Below are 23,020 nucleotides of genomic sequence, written 5' to 3'. Positions count from 1 at the left end.
CAATAAAACAATATGGCGCAGGGAAGTCACGGCTTTCCTACGCCGGTATTAGCCGGGGTCAGGTTCAAAGGGTTTTTCTCAGCCTTCTTGTTCCTATATAACGCACGGAAACAAGAAAGCACCCCTAGCCTTTACGGATATATTTGTAAGTTAAAGGATAACGCCGAAGATTGCAAGCTTGGACCGCATCACCGAAACAATAAACACCTTATAAAACAGATGGTTTTGACAACCAAGACCATTTTTAAAATCCCTTTTACAGCCAACGCCAGCCCATCTGCCGGCATTAAGACAAAATATACCTTCTTGAAATATTCAAAGGCAGAGCGTTACGGAAAGCTTTAATCCCAAGCGCTTATCTTAAAAGCGCTTCAACCTATTGAAGAAACTATTTATTAACATTGTAAAAATGATTTTTTTTACCAGCAATGTTAGAATCAATGCACTTCCTGACTAGCCAGATTTAACGGATGTCAACAGACTCTCAACAGAACATTCATCACTTACCGGTATTGGAATTTAAAAGCAGCACTTTTTCCGTGCCTGTCTTGGTTTTAGCCAGCAACGATATCATTACTATCGAACAGCAATTACAAGAAAAAATCCGTTTGGCGCCTGAATTTTTCAAAAATTCGCCGTTGGTGTTTGACTTGCAGGAACTAAACAGTCTCGATCTCGACATTGATGTCGCCAGTCTCACCAACATGATCCGCAAGCTGGGCTTATTGCCGATAGGAATACGCGGCGGTGTTGCACAACAGAACCAACAGGCGTTAGAACTAGGAATCCCCACACATTCCGGCCATAGCGCCAGAGATGGTGCGCATGCCGCAAGCCAGTCGGGAACGGGTGTGGCGAGCACTGCGGCAACTTCCGGATCAAAAAAGCAACAAGCCCCTAAGCCTGAAGCGGATCCGGAGCCGCAAACTGTTACTGCATCCACGGTGCTGCTTACCCAGCCTGTCCGTTCCGGCCAACGCATTTATGCTGCCGGCGATTTAATCATTTTAGCTCAAGTCAGTGCAGGGGCTGAAATCCTGGCCGAAGGTAATATCCATGTCTACGGCTCACTAAGAGGGCGCGCCCTGGCGGGTGTGCAAGGCAATACGGAAGCGCGTATTTTCTGTTCCGATTTACAGGCTGAGCTTATCTCAATTGCCGGAAACTATAAGATCAGCGAAGATTTGAACGGCGCCGTTCTCAATCAGCCCGTACAGATCTATTTACAAAACCATACTTTAGTTATTAAAGATATTTAACTTATATTGCTCTTTGGAGGAAAAATTTGTGGCACGAATCATAGTCGTAACATCGGGTAAAGGTGGCGTTGGTAAAACAACTACAAGCGCCGCTATTGCCATGGGGCTTGCAAAAAAAGGCCACAAGACAGCGGTCATCGATTTTGATGTGGGCTTGCGTAATCTGGATTTGATCATGGGCTGCGAGCGTCGCGTTGTTTATGATTTTGTCAATGTCATCAACGGCGAGGCGACTCTTAACCAGGCATTGATACGCGATAAAAACTGCAATCAGCTGTACATCCTGCCGGCATCGCAAACTCGCGATAAAGACGCCCTGACCCAGGAGGGCGTAGGCAAAATTTTGGATGAGCTCAAAAAAGAATTTAAGTACATCGTCTGCGACTCTCCGGCCGGCATTGAAAAAGGCGCTCATTTGGCGATGTATTTTGCCGACGACGCGTTTATTGTAACTAACCCTGAAGTCTCTTCAGTGCGGGATTCTGACCGCATGCTAGGTATCTTATCAAGCAAGTCACGCAGAGCCGAACAAAGCGAAGAACCTATTAAGGAATACCTGTTGCTGTCGCGCTACTCGCCGGATAGAGTGAAGTTAGGCGAAATGCTGAGCGTGGATGACGTACAGGAAATTTTATCATTGCATTTACTCGGCGTTATTCCTGAATCAAAATCGGTATTAAATGCATCAAACTCAGGCACACCCGTTATTCTTGACGAAAAAAGCGATGCAGGCCAAGCCTATGCGGATATTGTTGCCCGCTATTTGGGCGAAGATAGACCCCATCGCTTCATTGATGAGAAGAAAGGCCTGTTTGGGAAGCTTTTCGGGGGTAGATAATGAGTTTACTGGATTATTTTAGGATATCTAAAGCCAGTTCGGCATCGCTTGCCAAGGAAAGACTGCAAATTCTGGTTGCTCACGAGCGCACGTCCAGAAACCAGCCTTCTTATCTTCCCCAATTGCAAAAAGAATTGCTGGAAGTCATACGCAAATACGTTAACGTAGACCAAGATGCCATATCCGTTAACTTTGAACAAAATGACACTCAGGAAACGCTGGAATTGAATATCGTGCTTCCCGACCACCCAACCAAAACTTCTTAACACAACAATCCAAGCTAAAGGTGATCTATGTCCAATACAATCGGTGAAGCAGCAGGAATAGTCTGGAAATATTTAGATAAGAACGGCCCATCCAGTGTAAATAAAGTCACTACTGAAACAGGTATCAGTAAAAATGATGTTCAGCGCGCCATCGGTTGGCTGAGCAAGGAAGGCAAGCTGTCTATTGAGATGGTAGGCCGGACTGAAACGCTATCGCTAAAATAAATCTGCTGTAGAGACGTTGTAGTCCAACGTCTCTACACTACCATGATGATATTATTTTGGATTGGTAAACCGCTTCCAAAATAAACTTATTGTAATTCCCGGTGGCGGACAATTACGTTTAAGAAAGGGCCTTTGAACTGCTTGGCGAAAGCATCCACCAGATAAACCGAGCGATGCTGACCACCTGTACATCCTATAGCCACTGTCAAATAACTGCGCCCTTCGGCCTCAAACCGGGGGATCCAGCGCTCAAGAAAATCCGTAATATCCTTAAAAAGCTCGGCAACCAGTTCTTGTTCATTAAGAAAATCAATGACCGGCTTATCTTTTCCTGTTAACCCGCGCAATTCCGGAATCCAGTAAGGGTTTGGCAAACTGCGGGCATCAAATACAAAATCGGCATCCAGCGGAACGCCATGTTTGTAGCCAAACGATTGAAATTGCAAAGAGATATGCCTGACATCCCTTTCTCCGACTTGATCCCTGATAAGTTCGCGCAACTCATGGTAATGAGTCCGACTGGTATCAATGACGACGCTGGCATGCCGGGCAATCGGCGTCAGCATTTCCTTTTCAATTTTTAAAGCTTCTCTTAGCGGCACATTCGAATCCGTTAACGGATGCCGCCGCCTTGTTTCGCTGTACCGCTTCAACAAGGTAGACTCTTCAGCCTGCATAAAGATAATTTCGCAATCAATCTGTTTATTGCGTATTAGCTCCAGGCTTTCTGAAAAATTGGCCAGGCTTTCGCTCTGATTCCTGGCATCAATCCCAATTGCCGTTTTTGCATAAGTTTTCTTATCCACCAGCATGACATGGCTAATAAAATCTTCCAGCAATGTCACAGGCAGATTATCGATACAGTAAAAGCCGCAATCTTCCAATGTATCTAAAGCGATACTTTTACCCGACCCGGAAAGACCGCTAACGATTATTAATTTCATAATGGGACGCTCAAGGATCAATCGTTCCAGAGAGCTGCGATAGATACCGCCCTCGATGCCGTTTCAGACATGATCCTTCCCCATCCCTGGGGATCATACTTACTATACAATCCACAGGAATGCGGAGAATGCAGGTTTTGTATGGAACGAAGTACCCCGTATCGTCATGATCTTCACTTCTTTCGCTCTGAGCCGTTTACCTTATCTATGCTGCCCGGTTTTTTCTTTATGCTTGATAATCTGACGATCCAGCTTATCAACCATGTTATCTATAGCCACATACATATCTTCCTGATGATCTTCGGCAAACAGCTTAGCGCCACTCAACTGTAGCGTTGCCTCAGCCTTTTGAATTAACTTTTCCACGCTTAAAATGACATGCACATCGGTAACATTGTCAAAATGACGTGCTAACTTTTCAAATTTTGAATCGGTGTGTGCTTTTAAAGCGTCGGTTACTTCAAGATGGTGGCCTGTTACGATGACTTGCATGAGATAAACTCCTTAATGATGAATAATCTTTGTCAGTGACGTTATAAAATACGTCTACGCTGACTTGATGATGAAATAAGCATCGCTTCACGATACTTGGCAATTGTCCTTCTAGCAACATTAATGCCTTTTTCTTTTAATAGCTCGGCTATTTTACTATCACTTAACGGTTTTGCTAGATTTTCATTGCTGATTAGCTCTTTAATAAATGCCCTTATGGCTGTAGATGAGCACTCTCCTCCTCCTTCTGTTGAAACATGACTGGAAAAAAAATACTTAAATTCGACAATACCATTGGGAGTATGCATAAATTTCTGCGTAGTTACTCTGGATATGGTTGACTCGTGTAATTCCAGCTCTTCAGCAATATCCCTCAATACCATCGACTTCATGGCTATGGAACCATGTTCAAGAAATCCGACCTGCTTTTCCACGATGCACTGGGCGACACGCAACAAGGTATCGTTGCGGCTCTGAAGACTTTTAATAAACCATCTGGCTTCCTGCAAATGATCTTTCATACAAGTATTATCCTTGCTGTTATCCGCTCTTTTTATCATGCCTGAATAAAAAGGGTTGATACGCAATTTAGGCGCTATGTCAGGATTCAGGTTGACTCGCCATGTACCGTTTTGTTTAACGACGTAAACATCAGGAATAACATACTCGGAATCCGAATCTTGTATCTGCGCGCCCGGCTTGGGATCCAAGGTTCTGATTAACGCCACCACCTCATCCAGTTGCCGCTCTGTTACACCCAGCTTACGCATGAGTTTTGACTGCTCATGCGTAGCCAATAAGTCCAAATACCGGATAACAAGAGTCAGCGCCTCTTCTTTATAAGGCGTAGCCTCTGGCAACTGCTGTAACTGTAATTTCAAGCAATCTTTTAGATCAATGGCTGCTACGCCGGCCGGGTCAAAATTTTGTATCCTATGCAGTACCGCGTTCACTTCATCGAAGTCCAGATCATCTAATTGGCTCTGCAATCCCTGGAAAATTTCTTCGAGACTGCTGATCAGATAGCCATCCTCATTAATCGAATCAATAATAGCCATCGCAATGGCATGGTCCCGCTCTGAGAACGAGGTCAATTCCAGTTGCCATAATAAATGATCCAGCAAGGTTGATGATTTACTGCGCTGCGTTTCAAATTCAACCGTTTCAGAAGAATTAGCGCCGGCCTCCATGGCATACTCATAAACATCGTCCCAAGAAGAATCAATGGGCAGTTCATCCGGAATTTCTGTTTGCGAGCCTTGGCTGGTCAGCGAATCCGAATTATCAATTTTTTTATCGGGCGTTATTTCGGCTTCCTGAACAGTGCTTTCTTCCTCACTCACTTCCAACATCATATTAGACTCAAGAGCCTGTTGGATTTCCTGCTGCAACTCTAATGTCGACATCTGCAACAACTTGATCGCCTGCTGCAATTGCGGCGTCATCGCCAATTGTTGACCCAGTCGAAGATGTAAGGATTGTTTCATTCAATTACACAGTTTAGTAGGGGTCGCCCCCTGGATTACTCTATTTTAGACAATTACAAGAACTTGCATCATTAGAGACTAAAGTTATCGCCTAAATAAACTTTACGCACTTCCTTATTGGCAACGATAGCTTGCGCACCACCTTCGGCAATCACTCTACCATCGTTAAGTATATACGCACGATCACAAATGCCTAGTGTTTCCCTGACATTATGTTCGGTAATTAATACGCCGATACCGCGATATTTCAAATGCTCAATAATCTTTTTTATATCATCTACGGATATCGGATCAACCCCGGCAAAAGGCTCGTCCAGCAATATAAACTGGGGGTTAGTCGCCAATGCCCTGGCAATTTCAGCACGCCGTCGTTCACCGCCCGACAAGCCCAAGGCAATTTGGTCGCGTAAATGGGTAATATGAAATTCCTCTAACAACTCGTCAATAACTAACTCAGCCTGCCCTTGAGTTAAATCAGAGCGGATTTGCAAAACCGCACGCAAATTATCAGCCACACTCAGTTTTCGAAAAACCGAGGGCTCCTGAGGCAAATAGCCTATTCCTAATTGCGCCCTCAAATGCATGGGATGATGCGTGATAACTTGTGAATCCAGTGTAATTTCACCTTCATCGGCTTTAATCAGGCCAACCATCATGTAAAAACTGGTGGTTTTTCCCGCACCGTTAGGACCGAGCAAACCAACAACTTCGCCGGTATCAACGTGCAATGAAACACCGTTAACCACATTACGTTTATTGTAATTCTTAATCAGCTGTTTTGCCGCTAGTCTGGTCATATTTAAAGAGTAGACGATGAAAAATAAAAAGAATATTGACCGGTACCTTGTACCCTGCACTTCATACCCTTAGCACTGCGTCCCATCATTTGCCATTTTCCTTCGAAGCCGGTTGCCCTGCCGCTGGCTGTTCTTTAGATTTTGGCTGCAATATGACATGGACGCGTTTGCTAGCCGATTCTTTTTCCCCCGCTTTAACCAGCGAAGTTCTCAGATCGTATTCAATAAAATCGCTGGAGTAAGCCCCGCTTTCTCGCCAGACAGTGGCCTTATCAATCAAAATCAACAAATTCTTTTTAGGATAATATTCACCTGTTAACGCCTCGCCGGTTATATCCTGGGCTCCTTCATTAGGTGTTTGCTTGAATTTTGCAGGGGTGCCGGTAAAAACCAGTTTATCAGCTTCACCGTTTATAAAATAAACCACCAGCTTATCCGAGTTCACTCGAATACTGCCCTGAATTGAGATCACATTACCTGTATAGATACTGGTGGCTTTGACATCATCATACGTCGCCGTATTGGAATCGATGATTATCGGCTGGTCGGCATCGCTTTCCAACGCGCAAACACCGGCACTATAAAGCGCTAATAACAATAAACAGCAGCTGCTTCCGCGTAACATAAGGCTGCGAAGACTTTTATTTTGTTTCATAGTTACCCTTTACATTAGAGAGCAATTCCAGATGAATCGGGTCCACAAAAGTCAGCTTCATGCCAACTCCTGTCGTCCAATTTGGCAAGCTGATTAATTCCGCCCACTCATCCGTTTCCGCATAACTGGTTTCCGGCTTTACTTTTAAATTGAAGGTATGAATTTTAAGCTCCCTGACACCCTCAGCAGACGCCCTGTCGACATAAACCTTGCCGTTTAACAACAAATCCTTGCCATCAGCCGACAAAATACCGGTTTCTGACTTAATTACCCAGGGCGGTGTTCTGTCGTTATAAAAAAACATTAATGGATTTACCATATGCGTGGTGCTGTCATCACTGTAATGAATCATTTCATCGGCAATCAATTTACTTTTCGGTTTGCCAAACTCACTCATTTCCCATTTCGTATAACCTTTGCTGAAATAATCAGGACTGTGGGCAGGAACCGCTACACGACCCATCTCATCCGAGCCGGTCAATTTAATCAGCCACCAGCTCATTACCGCGATAATAATCAGGTACACATAACTGTAGTTCCCATTTAGCCTGGTCATTTCACTTCACTCTAGCAGGCCAGGTAAGCATTCAAGACTTCATCAAAACTCCCTTGCGCCTGCATAATCAAATCACAGACTTCCCTGACAGCACCCAGCCCCCCGGGCAATGTCGTGCACCAATCGGCGCGCTGCTTGACAGCAAAGTTGGCATCATTCACCGCAATTGCCAGTCCCACTCTCATCATGATAGGCAAATCCAACAGATCATCGCCGGCGTATGCCGCCTGCTCGGGTGTTATGCCTACTTTTTTAATAACTTCATTAAACGCGGCGACTTTATTTTCATGGCCCTGATATACATGTTCAATACCCAGGCTTTTCATGCGCAGTGCAACCGAAGTTGACTTACGCCCGGAAATAACAGCGACCTCGACCCCCGTCTGCCGCAACAGCTTGATACCGTGACCGTCCCGCGAGTGGAATGACTTGTATTCGTTGCCTTCACTATCGAAAAACAACCGGCCATCCGTCAATACTCCATCCACGTCGAGAATCAGCAATTTGAGCTTCTTGGCCTTTTCCAGAATAGCCAGCTTATTTTGTATATCCGTCATCATACGATTCCCGCCCGGACCAGGTCATGCATATTCAACGCCCCTATCGCTCTTTGCTGATCATCAACAACAATTAACGCGTTAATTTTTTTTCGCTCCATAATTTGCATGGCTTCAGCCGCTAAGATATCCGCAGAAATAACCGAACAATTCGGGGTCATGACTTCAGCAATAGAAGTCTTGTGCACGTCAAGATTTCTGCTCAGCATCCGTCGCAAATCACCATCGGTAAAAATACCGGTGACGCGATTATCCGCATCGACAATCGCCGTCATGCCCAATTTTTTTTCGGTCATTTCCAGCAAGGCGTGACTGATAAGCGCAGACTCCAATACCGATGGCACTTTTTCATCGGCATGCATAATATCGCCGACCATCAATAATAGTCGTTTGCCCAAACTGCCGCCGGGATGAGACAAGGCAAAATCATCACGGGTAAAACCGCGCGCTTCGAGCAAGGAAACCGCCAGCGCATCCCCCATCACCAATGCCGCCGTGGTGCTGGAAGTAGGCGCGAGTCCCAGTGGACAAGCCTCTTGCTCAACAGCCACGTTGATATGAATGGTGGCAAACTTGGCCAGCGTTGACAGCGGGTTTCCGGTCATGGCTATTAACGGTACACCCAGCCGTTTAATGATCGGCAAGATCGTTAAAACCTCCTCGGTTTCACCGGAATTTGACAGCGCCAGCACGACGTCTTGCCGGGTAATCATACCCAAATCGCCATGACTGGCTTCGCCGGAATGCACAAAAAAAGCAGGTGTTCCGGTACTGGCCAAGGTCGCGGCAATTTTACCGGCAATATGCCCTGATTTGCCCATGCCGGTAACCACAACACGACCTTTACAATTGAACATCAACTTGCAGGCAATCGCAAAATCATCATTAATTTGGTCGGCCAATGCGGCAATTGCCTGTGTTTCCACCTGAATAACAGCTAAGCCCAATTCCCGGAGCTTTTCATCATCTAATTTCATTTATCTGTATAAAAATATGTTCGATCCGCTCAAGTTCAGCGTTTCAAACGAGTTTACCCTGGAAGGCTTACAAACTGCATAATGATAAAGCATTTACGGCTTTATGGGACAGTTGAATATGAATTAAAGCTGATTTTGGTTATTGTCATCGTGCCTTGCAAACTTGTCGGTTGCAGCTACTAACGCATTGATCATTTCCTCGCCCTGAGCAATATGTCCAGCCTTTGGCAGTACGATGTATTCAGCGTTCGGCAGCGCTTTATGCAGGCTGTAGCCTGCCTCCATCGGACAAACAAAATCATGGCGTCCATGAATGATAACTGTCGGGATTTTATCCAGAGCGCCACAGCTGTCCAGGATCCGGTTTTCCTCGGCAACAGCTCCTGCGTCGCCTAAAGCGTCTACTGTTGGTGCTCTCGGCAATTGCTCCCTACATTGCTCTACCTCCTCCATCCGTGGAGTCGTACCTCCTACGTTCGTGCAGTCGTTAATAAAATAATGATGCTTGGCATAATGCAATTCCATGCGCGCCTGTTTAACCGTCTTCTCCGTGGCATGCTCGCCTTTTGAGCTCGGCTGATAATCGTTGCCTAAACACACTTGCGAACCCCAGGCTATCCATTCCTTGGCAGCGCGCCTTTGCGCCACCTCGTCTTCACCCCATAACACATCGCATAGCCCTTGCACCAGATTGCCCCGACTCTGCCCCGGAACGCTTTCAATCAGCCTTTGCCATTGCTCAGGATAAATCCTGTTTGCGCCCTCTTTGGCAAACCAATCCAAATCCTGCTGCCGCGCCAAAAATACCGCGCGAAGAATCAAACCCATTACCTTCTCTTTATGCTGACAGGCATACAGCAAAGCCAACGCCCCGCCCCACGACCCGCCAAACACCAGCCATTGCTCAATAGCCAAGTGGTTACGGATACGTTCCATATCGTCGATTAAGTCCTGAGTGGTATTGTTTTCCAGCTCGCCAAATGGCAATGACTGACCACAGCCGCGCTGATCGAACAGAATAATGCGATAAAGCTCGGGATTAAAAAAACGCCGATGATCGGGTTTGGTGCCTGAACATGGCCCGCCGTGCAGAAAAATGACCGGAATGCCGTCAGAATTGCCGCTTTGCTCCACATACACCGCGTGTTGGCTGCCGGTTTCGAGGAAAAACGTTTGATAGGGCTGAATTTCAGGATAAAGGGTTTTCATGGCTTATAGCATCAAATTTGATTTATTTTCCGGCAAGACCCGGAAAAAACGCTATTTTACCTTGAGCATCTGCTATGCACCTCTTTTAATTCTTTCGGACATAAAAAAAGGGAGGGCATTTTCCCTCCCTTTTCGGGTTTCGCTAAGTGTTTAAGCTTAGAACTTGAAACCGACCGAACCGCCCAATGTGAAGCCGTCAGTATCAACGCCGTCGATGTCATCAAACGAGTGATGGTAACGGCCGTCAGCACCGATTACGATGCCTCTAAACAATTCATAATCCACACCAGTACCGAACTGCATGCCAGTGTTCATAACGGTAATCGCATCAGATGGAGGGCTGATGATGTTGATGTCTAAACCAACTGGAATCAACCACGGCCTTAATTTGCTGCCATGCATAAATCTGATTTTTGGTGATGCGCTCAGTTTTAATTGGTTAACAGTCACACTTTGCAATGATGGAGTTCCATGAAGAGCAGTAAGAGCGGTTCCTAAACCGTTTACTCTTTTGTCTTGTATTTCTGCATACTCAACACCCAATTCAATACCGAAAGAGGTATGATCCATCAAGCCGAACAGATCATTGTTAATATTGAAGTCGAAAGCGCCACCGTAATAGAATGCATCCTTATCAGTTTCACTGGTCAAAAGATCAGTGCCAAGACCAGAACCTGCAACACCTGTAGTCGAGCCGCGGTTATCGTTTAAATGCATCCAGCCGCCACGAACAGCAACCTGATGGTCTTTCGCATATTCTTTTACAGGCTTACTTTTAACCGAATTCATCCACTGATCCAGCTCTTGCACTTTTGCAGACTCTGCGCCGCTAGTGCGCGGACGGTTTGCTTCAGCTCTTAAACGGCTGATTTCAGATTGCATGGCTTGCAGCTGAGCTTCTAATGCATCAACTTTGCTGCTCACACCAGCCACTTCAGCGTGATGCTGCGATTTTGAACCAGCGGCAGCTTGTGGAGATACCAATACGCCGGCCATTGTTAATGTTGCGGCTGCAATGCCCAGCGCTAGTTTAGTTTTATTATTCATTAATCCCCCTCATGAGGTTGTTATTTTACAGAAATTTGCTTTAATGCAACAAAGCCAATCTTCCAGGAACAATAGTAGCAGCTAAATTAAATACCTACAAGTTTTTAAGACATTTTTTTAATATTAATTTATCCTTATTTTTCAATGAGTAAAATAATATTCTTAACTTGCATCATTATGTTGTACATAAAAAACAACATATTCTCCAACCTAGACATCCAAAGCTCGGATAAAGACTTTTAACAATTCTTTGCAGCAAATAAAATGAATTTAATGCTGAGCAATATGGCAAAATCCTTGCCAATTTAAGTAGTCGCGCTTTACTGAATTAACACTACCCATTCTTAACTGCCACTCATGCACAGGTCATAACCTATGTGTTGGGTTTAATAATTTACATGAGCTTGACCGGTCAATTAGCTTGCTAAGAAAAAGTCGGTCACGGCTGCGGCCAGTTATAATTAACATTACCCCATCTACATGAATATTTATTTTGCATTAATCTTTTAACCATACACATGACCAAAATCCCGGATATTACTATCGTTGGCGGCGGCGTTATCGGCTTGCTGACTGCCCGTGAATTTATTAAGGCTGGCGCTACCGTTACGCTTATTGAAAAAAATGGCCTGGGCCTGGAGTCATCCTGGGCGGGCGGCGGCATTTTGCTGCCGCTTTATCCTTGGCGACAACCGGACGCAATTACTCGTCTGGTGTTACAAAGCCTGAAACTGTATCCATCCTTGGCTTCGCAACTGAGCACCGAAACGCAGATAGACCCGGAGTGGAATCCCTGCGGCTTACTGATCGTTAAAAATCCTGACATTGCTGCGGCTGTTAACTGGTGTGACGCTAACGATATTTTATACCGGGCTGCCGGCGCAGACTTTTTTGACATGCTTAACACAATCCCAGACCAGCCGCTTTGGTTGCCCGGGATTGCCCAAGTGCGAAATCCAAGACTGATTAAATCATTAAAACAAGACCTGATTAACAAGGGTGTTACGCTAATCGAGCATTGCGAGTTAACGTCTATTAAGTTCGATAAAAACCGTATTACGGCAATCAATACCACGTCCGGCCAGTTCGCCGTCAATCAGTTGGTTATTGCTGCGGGCGCCTGGACCGGTCGTTTATTTCAGCAGTTCTTTCCCGCCGCCATCGCAGATGTCCCGAAAATAAAGCCCGTTAAAGGGCAAATGCTGTTGTTCGATGCCCAACCGGATACACTGAGCCACATGGTGCTGGATGATGACCAATACCTGATTCCGCGACGTGACGGCAAAATACTGGCAGGCAGCACGGTAGAACAAGATGACTTCGATAAGGCCACTACAGAAGAAGCCAGAGATCGTTTGCATGCATTTGCCGTAAACTTGCTGCCATCGCTTAAAAGCTTTCCAGTCATTAACCACTGGGCTGGGCTAAGGCCGGGCACAGAACACGGCATACCTTACATCGACAGGCACCCCGAGGTCGGCAATTTATTTATCAATGCAGGTCATTTTAGGAACGGCCTGGCGATGGGGCCGGCCTCAGCGCAACTGCTGACCGACCTTGTTCTGGAGCGCACGCCGCAGGTAGCTCCGGAGCCTTACCAATTAACCAGCGAACATTGATTTTTAACGGGCGGCCGACCGGTCACCCCTACTACACAGCCATGCCCATGAACCTTTATCCCTTACTACGCCCGTTATTATTTTCTCTGGACCCGGAGACCGCCCACGAAGTGACGCTTAAGCTGATGAATGCGGCCTATGTTTCAGGCTTGTCAAAACTGGTCTACCCGGAAATTAGCCAAAAACCCGTCAATGTCATGGGACTGGACTTTAAAAATCCGGTTGGCCTTGCCGCCGGCCTGGATAAAAACGGCGACTATATTAATGCGCTGGCCGCACTGGGTTTCGGCTTTGTGGAAATAGGCACGGTAACGCCGCGGCCGCAACCGGGCAATCCGAAACCGCGTTTGTTCAGGGTGCCTGAGCATCAGGCGATCATCAATCGCATGGGCTTTAACAATCTGGGCATAGACCACCTGCTGGCAGAGGTAAAGCAAAGCCGTTACCCCGGCATCCTGGGCATTAACATCGGCAAGAATTTCGACACGCCGCTTGAAAACGCGGCCGACGATTATTTGATCGGCTTGCGCAAGGCTTACACCTTGGCCAGCTATATCACTATCAACATTTCGTCGCCGAATACCAAGAATCTGCGTCAACTACAGCAAGGAGATGAAATCAAGGCCCTGATTTCCGTTTTAAAAGAGGAGCAACTGAAACTGTTGAAAGAATACGGAAAATACGTGCCTTTGGTGCTGAAAATCGCCCCCGACCTGACCGACGATGAAATAACCCATATTGCCAGGCTGCTGCTGGAATTTGAGATTGACGGCGTGATTGCGACCAACACCACCATTGCCAGAGACATGATTGCAAACCATCCGCTTGCCGATGAAGCTGGCGGATTAAGCGGCGCGCCGGTTAAGGAAAAGTCCACGCTGGTCGTGCGGGGATTGGCGGCGGAATTGAACGGCAAGATTCCGGTTATTGCGGCAGGCGGGATTTTATCGGCCGAAGACGCAAAGGAAAAATTAGCAGCCGGAGCAAGCCTGGTGCAGGTATACAGCGGGCTTATTTACCGCGGACCGCAGTTGATAGCCGATATTGTTAAGTCCCTGTAAAACAGAAAATTAGTGAACATTTGCGCCAGAGCAAGCTCTGGACTCCAGCCAGGAGTTCAAAGCTTGCTCTGAATGTTACAAAAAGCTTGGCTTATTCCCCGGCAATCGACATCCGATCGACCAGTATCGAACCAGTACGGATATTACCGCGATAATCGACATCATTACCTACGGCAACAATGTTTTTCAGCATGTCTTTCAGGTTGCCGGCAATAGTGATTTCCTCAACCGGATATTGGATTTCGCCGTTTTCGACCCAGAAACCCGCCGCACCGCGCGAGTAGTCGCCGGTCACCATATTGACTCCCTGCCCCATCAATTCGGTGACCAGCAAGCCGGTATTCAGCTCTTTTAACATACCCTGATAATCCAGCTTGCCCGGATCGATCGTTAAATTATGCACGCCACCGGCATTGCCTGTGCTGCGAAGGCCCAGTTTACGGGCGGAATACGTGCTTAATACATAGCCGCGCAGAACGCCCTCATTGACGATATCGCGCGTTTGGGTAGCGACGCCTTCGCCGTCATACGCGCCGCTGCCCAGAGCGCCTTTTAAATACGGCTGTTCATGAATGCGGACAAATTCAGGGAAGACTTGGGTATTCAAGGCATTCAGTAAAAATGACGACTTGCGGTACAGGTTGCCGCCGCTGATTGCGCCGACAAACGAACTAAGCAAGCCCGAAGCCGTTTCCGCGCAATACATGACCGGACACTGCCGCGTGCTTAAGCTGCGCGCGCCTAAACGGCGAAGTGTTCGCTCGGCCGCTTTTTGGCCGACGCGGGCAGCGGATTCCAAGTCGCGTGCATTCCTTGCGACGGTATACCAGTAATCGCGCTGCATGCTGTCGCCGCGTTGCGCCAGTACCGAACAGCTCAAGGAATGCCGGGTTGAGGCATAGCCTTGAAGGAAACCCAAAGTATTCCCCATCACCCTGATACCTTGATGCGTATTCACCGAAGCGCCTTCGGAATTGCTGATTTCTTCATGATAAAACCGCGCCGCATCTTCGCACTCAATCGCCAGCGTAATGGCTGCTTCGACGCCGATGTCCCACGGGTGATTCAAATCCAGGTCGGGAAACTCGGTAGCCAACTGTTCTTTGTCCGGTAGCCCGGCATATTCGTCTTCGCTGGTGTAACGGGCAATACTGCAAGCCGCGCTGACTGTTTCCTTGATTGATGCGACCGACAAATCCGTGGTGCTGGCCGAGCCCTTTCGCTGTCCGAAATAGACGGTGACGCCCAGCCCCTGGTCGCGGTGATGCTCTATGGTTTCGACATCGCCCAACCGCACCGATACCGATAAGCCGTTTTCCTGGCTCAAGCCTGCTTCTGCGGCACTGGCGCCTTGTTTGACAGCCTCGTCCAGGATGTTCTGAACGGTGTTTTTTAATCGGTTGATTTGTTCGTGATTTTGCACTGTGATCTCTTAATCTGTTTTTTAGGCTATTTGCCGATTTATCTGCTGGAATGAAACTTCACTAATATTTGCTTGCGCCTTGCCTGCTCAAGGGTCATGCCAATCAAATTTCCGCCTTTATCCAAGTCCAGATAAATGTTTTCATTAATTTCTTTAATCTCAAAAACCGGATAGCCTGAAAACTCCAGCAATGCGGTATCGGTATCTTCAAAATATTTAATGTTCATATCGTTTAAACACTCGTTCCGCCAACCGTCAAGCCGTCAATCTTTAACGTCGGCTGCCCGACACCGACCGGCACGCTTTGCCCATCCTTGCCGCAACTGCCGACACCGCTATCCAGCTCCAGGTCGGTACCGACCATAGACACTTTGGTCAGAACATCCGGCCCATTGCCAATCAGTGTCGCACCTTTTACGGCACGGGTTATTTTGCCGTTTTCGATCAGGTAGGCTTCGCTAGCGGAAAATACGAATTTTCCGGAAGTAATATCGACCTGACCGCCACCGAAGTTTTTGGCAAACAAGCCGTTTTTTACCGATCTTATAATTTCTTCCGGATCATGCTGGCCCGGCAGCATGTAGGTGTTGGTCATACGCGGCATCGGGAGATGCGCGTAGGATTCGCGCCGCCCGTTACCGGTAGGATTGACACCCATTAACCGGGCATTGAGCTGATCCTGCATGTAGCCTTTGAGGATGCCGTTTTCGATCAATACGGTCTTTTCTGTCGGCGTACCTTCGTCATCGATCGTCAACGAGCCGCGCCGTCCAGGCAGAGTGCCGTCATCGACCACCGTACATAAGTCGGATGCGACCCGTTCGCCGACGCGGCCGCTGAATGCCGAGGTGCCTTTGCGGTTAAAGTCGCCTTCCAGGCCGTGACCGATAGCCTCATGCAGCAAAATACCCGGCCAGCCTGAGCCCAACACGACCGTCATGTTACCGGCCGGCGCTTCGACGGCTTCCAGGTTAACCAATGCCTGCCTTACTGCCTCACGGCCATAGGCCAGCGCGGTATCCTGGTCGATGAAATAGCTGTAATCGCTACGTCCGCCGCCGCCCATGCTGCCTTGTTCGCGCTGACCGTTTTGCTCGACTATGACTGTTACATTCATCCGCACCAACGGTCGCACGTCGGCTACCAGGGAGCCGTCTTGCCGGGCCACCAGAATATGCTCATGGACGCCGACCAGGCTGACGATAACTTCCTCAATCCGGCTGTCCAGTTTGCGCGTTTCGCTGTCGACCCTGCGCAATAAATCGATTTTTTGCTGATCTTCCAGCGATTTTAACGGGTTTTGCATCGCGTAATGCTTCGGCCAATCGGCTGCCTTTATAGATACTTTGCAGCGCGAGGGGTCGGCTTCCTGTCCTTGCCGAACGATAGCTTTAACATTATTGGCCGCTTCCAGCAGCACCGGCAGTTCAATCCGGTCACTGTAGGCAAAGCCTGTTTTTTCGCCAAATACCGCGCGCACCCCGGCGCCCTGTTCGATATTATGACTGCCTTCTTTAATGATGCCGCCTTCCATGACCCAAGATTCGAAATGGCTAGATTGAAAGTAAATATCCGCCGCATCAACCGGTGAGCTCAGCAACCGGTTCATAATCTTTTCAATATCACCATCCTGAATACCGGCAGGCATCAGGATAGCTTGTCTTGCAAGGTTTAGTATTTCCATCAAAAATTCGTAATAAAAGTTCAAATAAAAGGGTAGAGGCGCCGCACTATCCCTGCTTCGTTATTCTTCCAGTTTATCACGCAAGGTGTTAAACAATAACTGCATCAGGTCTTCCGCGCTTCCCGCCCTGGATTCCGGCGCACCGTCTTTAGCCGCCGCACTGCTTTGTTCCGCCTCATTGGCTACGGTCGCGGTCACCGTCGTTTCCTCGCCTTCAGATTTCACGGTTAGAAGATAGATAGTGGAATCACTGCTTAAAAAGGCCGTCGCTTTTGCAAAAAAACCGTTGCTGTCGCTTGAATCATCCTGGGTAACATAATAAAGCCCTTTATCGCGCTCATGATCGGTTATTTTGATGCCGCTTTGCTTCAATGCCCGGCCCAAGGTATTCCATGTTTCATCAAAAGGTTGCTTGATCGTCAGCTGCGTTGACGTACTCTGGTAAACATCCGAACCCAGACCTGTCCTGTCTTTTTTCTTCGGAATCGAACTGGTATCAACAACGCGCTGCTCCCGGGTCGGGCTGCTGCTCACCACAGTTGGCGGACGTTCCAGGGCTTCGGTGTCATGGTAGCGGCTTTCCGGTGTGGTCTCGCAAGAAACCAAAAAACCGATCAAGAATATACTTCTAATTATTAAGAACATATTAATCTCAAAAAAAACGACGATGATCCAATGCCGGAAATGCGCCCCGGACTTTTTCCAGTCGTTCGATATCTATTTCGGCGGAGACAAAGCCGCCGCCTGTTTTGTAGCAATCCAGCACCACGCCCCACGGGTCGATCACCATACTGTGCCCGAAAGTTTTACGGCCGTTAAGATGAAAGCCGCCCTGATTCGGCGCGATCACATAGCACAGGTTTTCCACGGCACGCGCCCTTAACAGTAATTCCCAGTGAGCGGCTCCGGTTTCTGCTGTAAATGCCGATGGGATGACCAGTATCTCCATACCCATCTTGCGGAAAAACTCGGGGAAGCGCAAATCGTAACAAACAGCGATGCCCATCCGGCCAAACGGCGTGTCAATCACCAGCATGTCAGTACCGGGTTCGATCGAATCGGATTCGCGGTAAACGTCATTGCTGCCTGGAACGTTAACATCAAACAAATGCACTTTATCGTAGCGTGCAACCCGTTCACCTTGATCGTTATAAACCAGACAAGCCGCCCTTACTTTATTACTGTCGTCACCCACTATCGGAATAGTCCCGCCAATCACCCATATTCCATATTTTTTGGCAGTCGCCGCCAAAAAGTTCTGGATAGGCCCTGAGCCATCAACTTCCTTGGCTTTGATTTTGTCCAGTTCATGGTCGCCCATCAAGGCAAAGTTTTCCGGCAAAGCCACCAGCTTTGCCCCCGCTTTGACCGCTTCCCCGATAAGCTTGTCGGCTTCCAGCAAATTAGCACTGATATTGGGACTTGATGCCATTTGTATGGCCGCACATCTACTCATATGTATCTCTCTTTAATTTATGACGACTCAGCAAATGCAAACTGATGCCGGCTATATTGTTTTACTGATCACTGTAGCTCTACCTTAATTATCTTCTTGCGGCTTTAACCACGGAAAATCGGTAATGCCATTCCAGGTTTTTTGTAACAACCCGTCATTTTTATGCATCGGAATGATCTCCGCTTTTCCCCAAGCTCCTTTTACCAGATATTGGGAACCAAAGAAAAATCCTTCCTGATCTTTGCCGGTCAAAGATCGCCCTACCAGGGCCGCTACTTTGCCCATAATTGTACCAGCAATAGGCACGGCATCGGCACTTTTGGGCGTGACATCAATAATATGATCCACAGTTTGATTAACAAGATCGGTATCGCCGCTGATGGCGATTTTTGCAGGAACCGCGTCGACCACTAAATCATGAGTTGAGGCAATTCCGCCTGCCAAATCGAAATGCCCTTTAATGCTGTTAAAGGTCAAGCCTTCCTCATAAACATCGCTAAAATCCAGCTGCGCCCGTTTTATCCATTGAGCCATTGCCAGCATTCCCAACAGCCTGCCGAATCCGGGCTCTATGCTTAAAATCCGCCCGCTTTTGAAATTAATGTCCAGCTGCCCCTTCAAATCCGCCAACGAGAATTGATAAGGCGCCGCGTTCCAATTGACGGAAAAATCGACAGTCGCGCTGGTTTCGGTCAAGTCTTTGGTAATATCCAGCTGTTCCAGCAGTTTTCCGGCATGGGGCACTTCCAGATAGCCTCGGGTGTGTGTTACTGACTGTCCGCCGTTTATTTGCCAGTTACCTGAAAAGATAAGCCTTTGACTTTCTCCGGCCAGCTTCACGTCGTCAAACCCCATGCCGCCCGGTATACGCTTGGTTTCCAATGACAGCTGCCCCAGGTCAATCGACTGCCATAGCGTTTTTCGACTGGTAACCGTCAATAAAGGCACGCGCTCCGGGGATAGCGTCCGTAGCGGATTTGCATCCGGAGCGTCCGCGTCCGCAAGAGGCCGGGTAGAAACAGCCCGGAAAGAGTCTTTAGGCTCGATTTGCTTTAATGCCGAAATATCCAGCACCTCCATATCCAGACTGATTCTGTCGGTATTCCCAAAATTGACAGGAACTTTGACGTTTCCCTTCGCGGCCGGACCGGTTACAGTCCCCGTCCAAAAGTTGCCATTGCGCTTCAAGGCCAGGTCCAAAACGCCCATATCGGTCTTATTCCATACCGCATGATCGCCATGAATCTTCAACTCCTTAACGACTGCCAAGGATGGTGGAAGTGTCGCAATCGGTAGGGAACCGGTGCGACCGACTGCCAAGGATGGCGGAAGTGTCGCAATCGGTAGGGAACCGATGCGACCGACTGCCAAGGATGGTGCAAGTGTCGCAGTTGGTAGGGAACCGCCGCGACCAGCCGTCTGAGGCGGCGGCAGTGCCGCAGGCGGCAAAGAGCTGGCGCTGTCGGCTTGGGTAAGGGCCAAACCCAGCCAGTCTTGCAACATCAGCTGACTTCGGTTGAGCTCCAGCTTTAATCCCGCATCCTGAGTCTGGGCGACCTCACCGGCACCGACCAGCACATGCCCCGAATAGATGGTCTTTTGCTTGGTATCCAACTGAATCGCCGCTTTCAGCTTGTTGTCGTAATTTAGCAGCACCGGCATTAACTGTTGCTCGCCCAGGTTGAACGTCAAAGACAAGGGTATTTTTTGCTCCCGTGTCTTGGCCAATGATTCCGGCAAATCCAGGGCTATGCCGGACAGCATCGACTCCACAACAAGCTCCGGCGGCTCACCCCCATACGGCAAATCCAGCGCTAACCGATAATCTGTTGCCCCGGAAGCGATTTTCCACCAAGGCATATCAAACTGCTTTTGCAGATCGCTAATTCCCGCATGCCCTTCCACATTGACGGTGGTTTGGCTATCCGAACTTTTGATGTTGATCTGGATCGGATGACCCAAGGCTGCCGCATGAATGGTATCGCTATAAACGCCCTGTTCATTGAACTTGAGCTCGCCGTTAATTTTACTAACCGACAGCTCCAGCGATTTTACCGTTAGCTTGGCATCTCTCAGTTGCGCCGTTCCATCGACTTTGGTTGGCGCATGGTCGGTTAACGGAATTTTAAGATCCAGCGCTACCTGCGTATTTCCCTGCGGGGCAATGGCTTCCAGTAACGAATCCACCGGCGAACTCAGCGGGGTCTGTTGCAGAAAGGCCAGAACCTGGGCAATACCGCTTTCGACCTCGCCCTTAATCAGCAACTGCTCGCTTTTCTCCAGCGAGGGAATGGTCACTTCAGCTTGTTTGATGACCACACTCTCCGCGCCGACTCCCGACTGGTCTGCGGCAGGCACGGCATCCCTGGCGATACCGGATTGCCCTTGCAGGACATTAACCTTGAGGCCGCCCTGCGAAAACATGACCTCGGTATTCATGCCGGTAATATGAGGCCATTCCTGATCGTACGCCAATTCAAACTGTTCGCCGTTAAATACCGCTTCAAAAACGCCCGGCGCATCGGCAAACGGGAAATCGTTCAGATTGCCGTAGACCAACAAGCCGCCGTTGCTCAGCCTGCCGCTAACGAAGGCATTATCCAGCCAGGCAACGACTTCTTCATCCATGATGCCCACCGGCAAATAATGCCTAACCTCGCTGGCGTCTTCGCCGCTAAATGCACTTTGCAAGTCCATAAATACCGGCTTGCCTGCTTCGGGGATATCGATGCGGAAGCGGGTGTTGCTCTGGAAGCTTAAGGAGTCCAATTCAATCGATGGACTGGACACGGACCAGGCATGTCCGTCGACAGCTTGTTGCCAATTTAGCGTGCCTTGAAGCCGTTTAACTGGCAAAGCTTCGCGGAACAGATCAGGCCCTGTTAGCCAGGCATCTTTGGTCGCAAGGGTAATGGAACCCTGCTTTTCGCTGCCCTTGATCCGGCCGGTCAAATTTTCTATGCCCGGAACGGACGACAACGATGCGACACCGAGTTTGGCAAACCTGCCGTTCAGCTCCACCGATTTCGCATCCAGGTCGGCAAACAGGGAGAAATTCTCCAACAATCCTTTCAACCGGGCTTTTGCGAGCGTGTTAGCCTGCTCCTCCGGCAAGGGCGCAAAAAATTGCGCCAACCCGGACGCTTCCTGCAAGTCCAGCCGCTCTATAAACAGCGCTATTTTATGCAAAGCGTTGTCGTCCCTGCGCTGCCCGGCAACACTGAACACGGCGGACGGCCATTTTTTAACGACGCCTTTATGGCCATCCTGGGTTTCCAGTGAAAAATCGTTTACATCGAGTTGCCAGGGATTAGCGTTACCTTGAAGGACATCATTCATTCCCCAGTGCAACCTGGTTTTCAGCTGTTTGACAAAAAATTCCTGCTTATCCTGGCGAGCCAGCGCCATCTGTTGAATTTGCGCATCAATATCCATCGACGCCAACTGTGATTGCCGCCAATCGGCCCAGATTTGAAAATTGCCGGTACCGCCATTGATATGTATCCGGTCCCCGGTTGAGACTTGCCCGAATGCCGCTAATTCAGGCAAAAAAACAGCATTGCCATTTATATAAACCCGCCCTTCGATGGTTGAAGGCTCGAAAACATTGCCTTTGAAGTCCATGGATATTCTTAAAGCATCGCCGACTTTCTTCGGCAACTTTATCAGCACATTAAGGCGGTGCCGTTCGCCGTCATTGCGGATCGCCAGATCGACGCCATTGAACAGCAGCGGCTTGCGATGGTTCATTTCATCCTGCCAAATGATTTCGCTTTGCAAGACTTCGTACTTTCCGCCCTGCAACAACCACGTCGGCTGACCGTCGCTGGCTTTTAAGCCGACAATGGCAATGCTTCCGTCCTGCTGGCGTTTAATGGACAGTTTGGCGCCCACCAAGGTGACCCAGGACGAGGACAATAAATCCCGGCTGACCAATATATCCAGCAAATCAATGCCCAGGCGTATTTCGGTGAGCTGGATAGCGGGTTTTTCATTGTTGGTCGAGGCAAGGGATGACAAATCCGGCTGCGCATTTGTCCGCGTACTGCCCGAAGCGGCAGGAGCGTCCCGGGAAATCGAAATGTCCTTTAACACCAGCTCAGGGTTGAAGCCGCGCATTTTTGCGCCGAGGCGGCCTATTGTCACCGGCGTACCGACAAGATCGCCGATATGGGCCGCCAGATCGGACTTATAGTGCTCAATCCCGGACACTAGCAGGCGCACGCCAGTCAAGCCGATAGCGACCGAAATCAAAGACCAGAAAATGAGATGCCGCGTGGCACGCGTAATATGATGAATCACTAGGGAAAACTAAAGGCGAAGGGCCAAGGACGAAAGGTTCATACGATCTAAGGTTAAAAATTCAAAGCTTAAAGAATTGTGAAGGTATTTCATCTTCGCCATAAAAACAAAACCGCATAAACGAAGAACACTAAAAAGGGTTTATTTTGCTCCAGTAAAGAAAAGT

22 protein-coding genes and 1 riboswitch are annotated in these 23,020 nt (G+C 48.4%); of the genes, 6 read left to right on the top strand and 16 right to left on the bottom strand.

Features of this window, described 5'->3' with window-relative positions:
• Positions 1 to 17: 17 nt before the first annotated feature.
• Positions 18 to 136: riboswitch (TPP riboswitch) on the bottom strand.
• A 334-nt stretch (positions 137 to 470) separates the two neighbouring features.
• From minC to M0R47_RS02530, 4 genes are read left to right on the top strand one after another with little or no spacing between them, the layout of a single operon-like run.
• Positions 471 to 1,259, top strand: a complete 789-nt coding sequence (gene minC, locus M0R47_RS02545; RefSeq protein WP_292549860.1) for a septum site-determining protein MinC — start codon at positions 471 to 473, stop codon at positions 1,257 to 1,259.
• A 28-nt stretch (positions 1,260 to 1,287) separates the two neighbouring features.
• Positions 1,288 to 2,097 carry a septum site-determining protein MinD gene (gene minD / locus M0R47_RS02540; RefSeq protein WP_292549857.1) on the top strand — a complete coding sequence of 270 codons (810 nt, stop codon included), beginning with the start codon at positions 1,288 to 1,290 and terminating at the stop codon, positions 2,095 to 2,097.
• Positions 2,097 to 2,363 carry a cell division topological specificity factor MinE gene (gene minE, locus M0R47_RS02535; protein ID WP_292549854.1) on the top strand — a complete coding sequence of 89 codons (267 nt, stop codon included), beginning with the start codon at positions 2,097 to 2,099 and terminating at the stop codon, positions 2,361 to 2,363. The genes minD and minE overlap by 1 nt, the downstream gene beginning before the upstream one ends.
• Positions 2,364 to 2,390: 27 nt before the next feature.
• Positions 2,391 to 2,588, top strand: a complete 198-nt coding sequence (locus M0R47_RS02530; protein WP_292549850.1) for a winged helix-turn-helix domain-containing protein — start codon at positions 2,391 to 2,393, stop codon at positions 2,586 to 2,588.
• 86 nt (positions 2,589 to 2,674) lie between these two features.
• On the opposite strand, the gene rapZ is transcribed toward M0R47_RS02530, so the two are convergent.
• The 10 genes from rapZ to M0R47_RS02480 all read right to left on the bottom strand — a co-directional run bounded on the left by rapZ (position 2,675) and on the right by M0R47_RS02480 (position 11,309).
• Complete coding sequence (gene rapZ / locus M0R47_RS02525) at positions 2,675 to 3,532, bottom strand: RNase adapter RapZ (RefSeq protein WP_292549847.1); 858 nt, start codon at positions 3,530 to 3,532, stop codon at positions 2,675 to 2,677.
• Between the two features lie 201 nt (positions 3,533 to 3,733).
• Positions 3,734 to 4,024 carry a ribosome-associated translation inhibitor RaiA gene (raiA, locus tag M0R47_RS02520; RefSeq protein WP_292549844.1) on the bottom strand — a complete coding sequence of 97 codons (291 nt, stop codon included), beginning with the start codon at positions 4,022 to 4,024 and terminating at the stop codon, positions 3,734 to 3,736.
• Positions 4,025 to 4,065: 41 nt separating this feature from the next.
• A complete protein-coding gene (locus tag M0R47_RS02515; RefSeq protein WP_292549841.1) occupies positions 4,066 to 5,511 on the bottom strand; it encodes an RNA polymerase factor sigma-54 in 1,446 nt (481 codons plus the stop codon).
• Positions 5,512 to 5,582: 71 nt separating this feature from the next.
• Entirely contained in the window at positions 5,583 to 6,308 is a 726-nt protein-coding gene (lptB, locus tag M0R47_RS02510; protein ID WP_292549837.1) for an LPS export ABC transporter ATP-binding protein, read from the bottom strand.
• Positions 6,309 to 6,393: 85 nt separating this feature from the next.
• Positions 6,394 to 6,963: a lipopolysaccharide transport periplasmic protein LptA gene (gene lptA, locus M0R47_RS02505; RefSeq protein WP_292549834.1), complete on the bottom strand. Its 570-nt coding sequence runs from the start codon at positions 6,961 to 6,963 to the stop codon at positions 6,394 to 6,396.
• On the bottom strand, positions 6,950 to 7,519 hold the full coding sequence (lptC, locus tag M0R47_RS02500; RefSeq protein ID WP_292549831.1) for an LPS export ABC transporter periplasmic protein LptC: 570 nt from the start codon (positions 7,517 to 7,519) through the stop codon (positions 6,950 to 6,952). Before lptC ends, lptA begins: the two co-directional genes overlap by 14 nt.
• 11 nt (positions 7,520 to 7,530) lie before the next feature.
• Positions 7,531 to 8,076, bottom strand: a complete 546-nt coding sequence (kdsC, locus tag M0R47_RS02495; protein ID WP_292550155.1) for a 3-deoxy-manno-octulosonate-8-phosphatase KdsC — start codon at positions 8,074 to 8,076, stop codon at positions 7,531 to 7,533.
• Positions 8,076 to 9,053 carry a KpsF/GutQ family sugar-phosphate isomerase gene (locus M0R47_RS02490; RefSeq protein WP_292549829.1) on the bottom strand — a complete coding sequence of 326 codons (978 nt, stop codon included), beginning with the start codon at positions 9,051 to 9,053 and terminating at the stop codon, positions 8,076 to 8,078. Before M0R47_RS02490 ends, kdsC begins: the two co-directional genes overlap by 1 nt.
• A 123-nt stretch (positions 9,054 to 9,176) precedes the next feature.
• Positions 9,177 to 10,262, bottom strand: coding sequence for a prolyl aminopeptidase (gene pip / locus M0R47_RS02485; protein WP_292549827.1), 1,086 nt, complete (start codon positions 10,260 to 10,262; stop codon positions 9,177 to 9,179).
• Between the two features lie 156 nt (positions 10,263 to 10,418).
• Positions 10,419 to 11,309 (bottom strand): hypothetical protein, encoded by an 891-nt coding sequence (locus tag M0R47_RS02480; RefSeq protein WP_292549825.1) that lies wholly within the window; start codon positions 11,307 to 11,309, stop codon positions 10,419 to 10,421.
• A gap of 518 nt (positions 11,310 to 11,827) precedes the next feature.
• Here M0R47_RS02480 and thiO point away from each other — a divergent pair.
• On the top strand, positions 11,828 to 12,928 hold the full coding sequence (gene thiO / locus M0R47_RS02475; RefSeq protein WP_292549823.1) for a glycine oxidase ThiO: 1,101 nt from the start codon (positions 11,828 to 11,830) through the stop codon (positions 12,926 to 12,928).
• Positions 12,929 to 12,975: 47 nt separating this feature from the next.
• Positions 12,976 to 13,989: a quinone-dependent dihydroorotate dehydrogenase gene (locus M0R47_RS02470; RefSeq protein ID WP_292549821.1), complete on the top strand. Its 1,014-nt coding sequence runs from the start codon at positions 12,976 to 12,978 to the stop codon at positions 13,987 to 13,989.
• A gap of 91 nt (positions 13,990 to 14,080) precedes the next feature.
• On the opposite strand, the gene pmbA is transcribed toward M0R47_RS02470, so the two are convergent.
• The 6 genes from pmbA to M0R47_RS02440 form a co-directional block, all read right to left on the bottom strand.
• A complete protein-coding gene (gene pmbA, locus M0R47_RS02465) occupies positions 14,081 to 15,412 on the bottom strand; it encodes a metalloprotease PmbA (RefSeq protein ID WP_292549819.1) in 1,332 nt (443 codons plus the stop codon).
• A 38-nt stretch (positions 15,413 to 15,450) separates the two neighbouring features.
• Positions 15,451 to 15,639, bottom strand: a complete 189-nt coding sequence (locus tag M0R47_RS02460) for a DUF2283 domain-containing protein (RefSeq protein ID WP_292549817.1) — start codon at positions 15,637 to 15,639, stop codon at positions 15,451 to 15,453.
• Between the two features lie 5 nt (positions 15,640 to 15,644).
• A complete protein-coding gene (tldD, locus tag M0R47_RS02455) occupies positions 15,645 to 17,096 on the bottom strand; it encodes a metalloprotease TldD (RefSeq protein WP_292549814.1) in 1,452 nt (483 codons plus the stop codon).
• Positions 17,097 to 17,156: 60 nt separating this feature from the next.
• Entirely contained in the window at positions 17,157 to 17,741 is a 585-nt protein-coding gene (gene bamC / locus M0R47_RS02450) for an outer membrane protein assembly factor BamC (protein WP_292549811.1), read from the bottom strand.
• A gap of 7 nt (positions 17,742 to 17,748) precedes the next feature.
• A complete protein-coding gene (locus M0R47_RS02445) occupies positions 17,749 to 18,552 on the bottom strand; it encodes a carbon-nitrogen hydrolase family protein (protein ID WP_292549808.1) in 804 nt (267 codons plus the stop codon).
• Between the two features lie 84 nt (positions 18,553 to 18,636).
• Positions 18,637 to 22,854, bottom strand: coding sequence for a YhdP family protein (locus tag M0R47_RS02440; RefSeq protein ID WP_292549806.1), 4,218 nt, complete (start codon positions 22,852 to 22,854; stop codon positions 18,637 to 18,639).
• Positions 22,855 to 23,020: the final 166 nt, after the last annotated feature.

The organism is Methylobacter sp. (genome assembly GCF_023227905.1).
Classification (GTDB): domain Bacteria; phylum Pseudomonadota; class Gammaproteobacteria; order Methylococcales; family Methylomonadaceae; genus Methylobacter_A.
The sequence above is the reverse complement of the archived record's forward strand: the minus strand, read 5'-3'. Positions and strand labels throughout refer to the sequence as shown.

What these genes read in the sequence shown, in the direction of transcription:
- raiA (WP_292549844.1), bottom strand. Translation starts at nt 4,024, where the DNA reads ATGCAAGTCATCGTAACAGGCCACCATCTTGAAGTAACCGACGCTTTA.
- M0R47_RS02460 (WP_292549817.1), bottom strand. Translation starts at nt 15,639, where the DNA reads ATGAACATTAAATATTTTGAAGATACCGATACCGCATTGCTGGAGTTT.
- M0R47_RS02470 (WP_292549821.1), top strand. Translation starts at nt 12,976, where the DNA reads ATGAACCTTTATCCCTTACTACGCCCGTTATTATTTTCTCTGGACCCG.
- pip (WP_292549827.1), bottom strand. Translation starts at nt 10,262, where the DNA reads ATGAAAACCCTTTATCCTGAAATTCAGCCCTATCAAACGTTTTTCCTC.
- tldD (WP_292549814.1), bottom strand. Translation starts at nt 17,096, where the DNA reads ATGGAAATACTAAACCTTGCAAGACAAGCTATCCTGATGCCTGCCGGT.
- lptA (WP_292549834.1), bottom strand. Translation starts at nt 6,963, where the DNA reads ATGAAACAAAATAAAAGTCTTCGCAGCCTTATGTTACGCGGAAGCAGC.
- M0R47_RS02490 (WP_292549829.1), bottom strand. Translation starts at nt 9,053, where the DNA reads ATGAAATTAGATGATGAAAAGCTCCGGGAATTGGGCTTAGCTGTTATT.
- thiO (WP_292549823.1), top strand. Translation starts at nt 11,828, where the DNA reads ATGACCAAAATCCCGGATATTACTATCGTTGGCGGCGGCGTTATCGGC.
- M0R47_RS02515 (WP_292549841.1), bottom strand. Translation starts at nt 5,511, where the DNA reads ATGAAACAATCCTTACATCTTCGACTGGGTCAACAATTGGCGATGACG.
- rapZ (WP_292549847.1), bottom strand. Translation starts at nt 3,532, where the DNA reads ATGAAATTAATAATCGTTAGCGGTCTTTCCGGGTCGGGTAAAAGTATC.
- minE (WP_292549854.1), top strand. Translation starts at nt 2,097, where the DNA reads ATGAGTTTACTGGATTATTTTAGGATATCTAAAGCCAGTTCGGCATCG.
- lptB (WP_292549837.1), bottom strand. Translation starts at nt 6,308, where the DNA reads ATGACCAGACTAGCGGCAAAACAGCTGATTAAGAATTACAATAAACGT.
- M0R47_RS02530 (WP_292549850.1), top strand. Translation starts at nt 2,391, where the DNA reads ATGTCCAATACAATCGGTGAAGCAGCAGGAATAGTCTGGAAATATTTA.
- lptC (WP_292549831.1), bottom strand. Translation starts at nt 7,519, where the DNA reads ATGACCAGGCTAAATGGGAACTACAGTTATGTGTACCTGATTATTATC.
- M0R47_RS02445 (WP_292549808.1), bottom strand. Translation starts at nt 18,552, where the DNA reads ATGAGTAGATGTGCGGCCATACAAATGGCATCAAGTCCCAATATCAGT.
- bamC (WP_292549811.1), bottom strand. Translation starts at nt 17,741, where the DNA reads ATGTTCTTAATAATTAGAAGTATATTCTTGATCGGTTTTTTGGTTTCT.
- minC (WP_292549860.1), top strand. Translation starts at nt 471, where the DNA reads ATGTCAACAGACTCTCAACAGAACATTCATCACTTACCGGTATTGGAA.
- kdsC (WP_292550155.1), bottom strand. Translation starts at nt 8,076, where the DNA reads ATGACGGATATACAAAATAAGCTGGCTATTCTGGAAAAGGCCAAGAAG.
- M0R47_RS02480 (WP_292549825.1), bottom strand. Translation starts at nt 11,309, where the DNA reads ATGAATAATAAAACTAAACTAGCGCTGGGCATTGCAGCCGCAACATTA.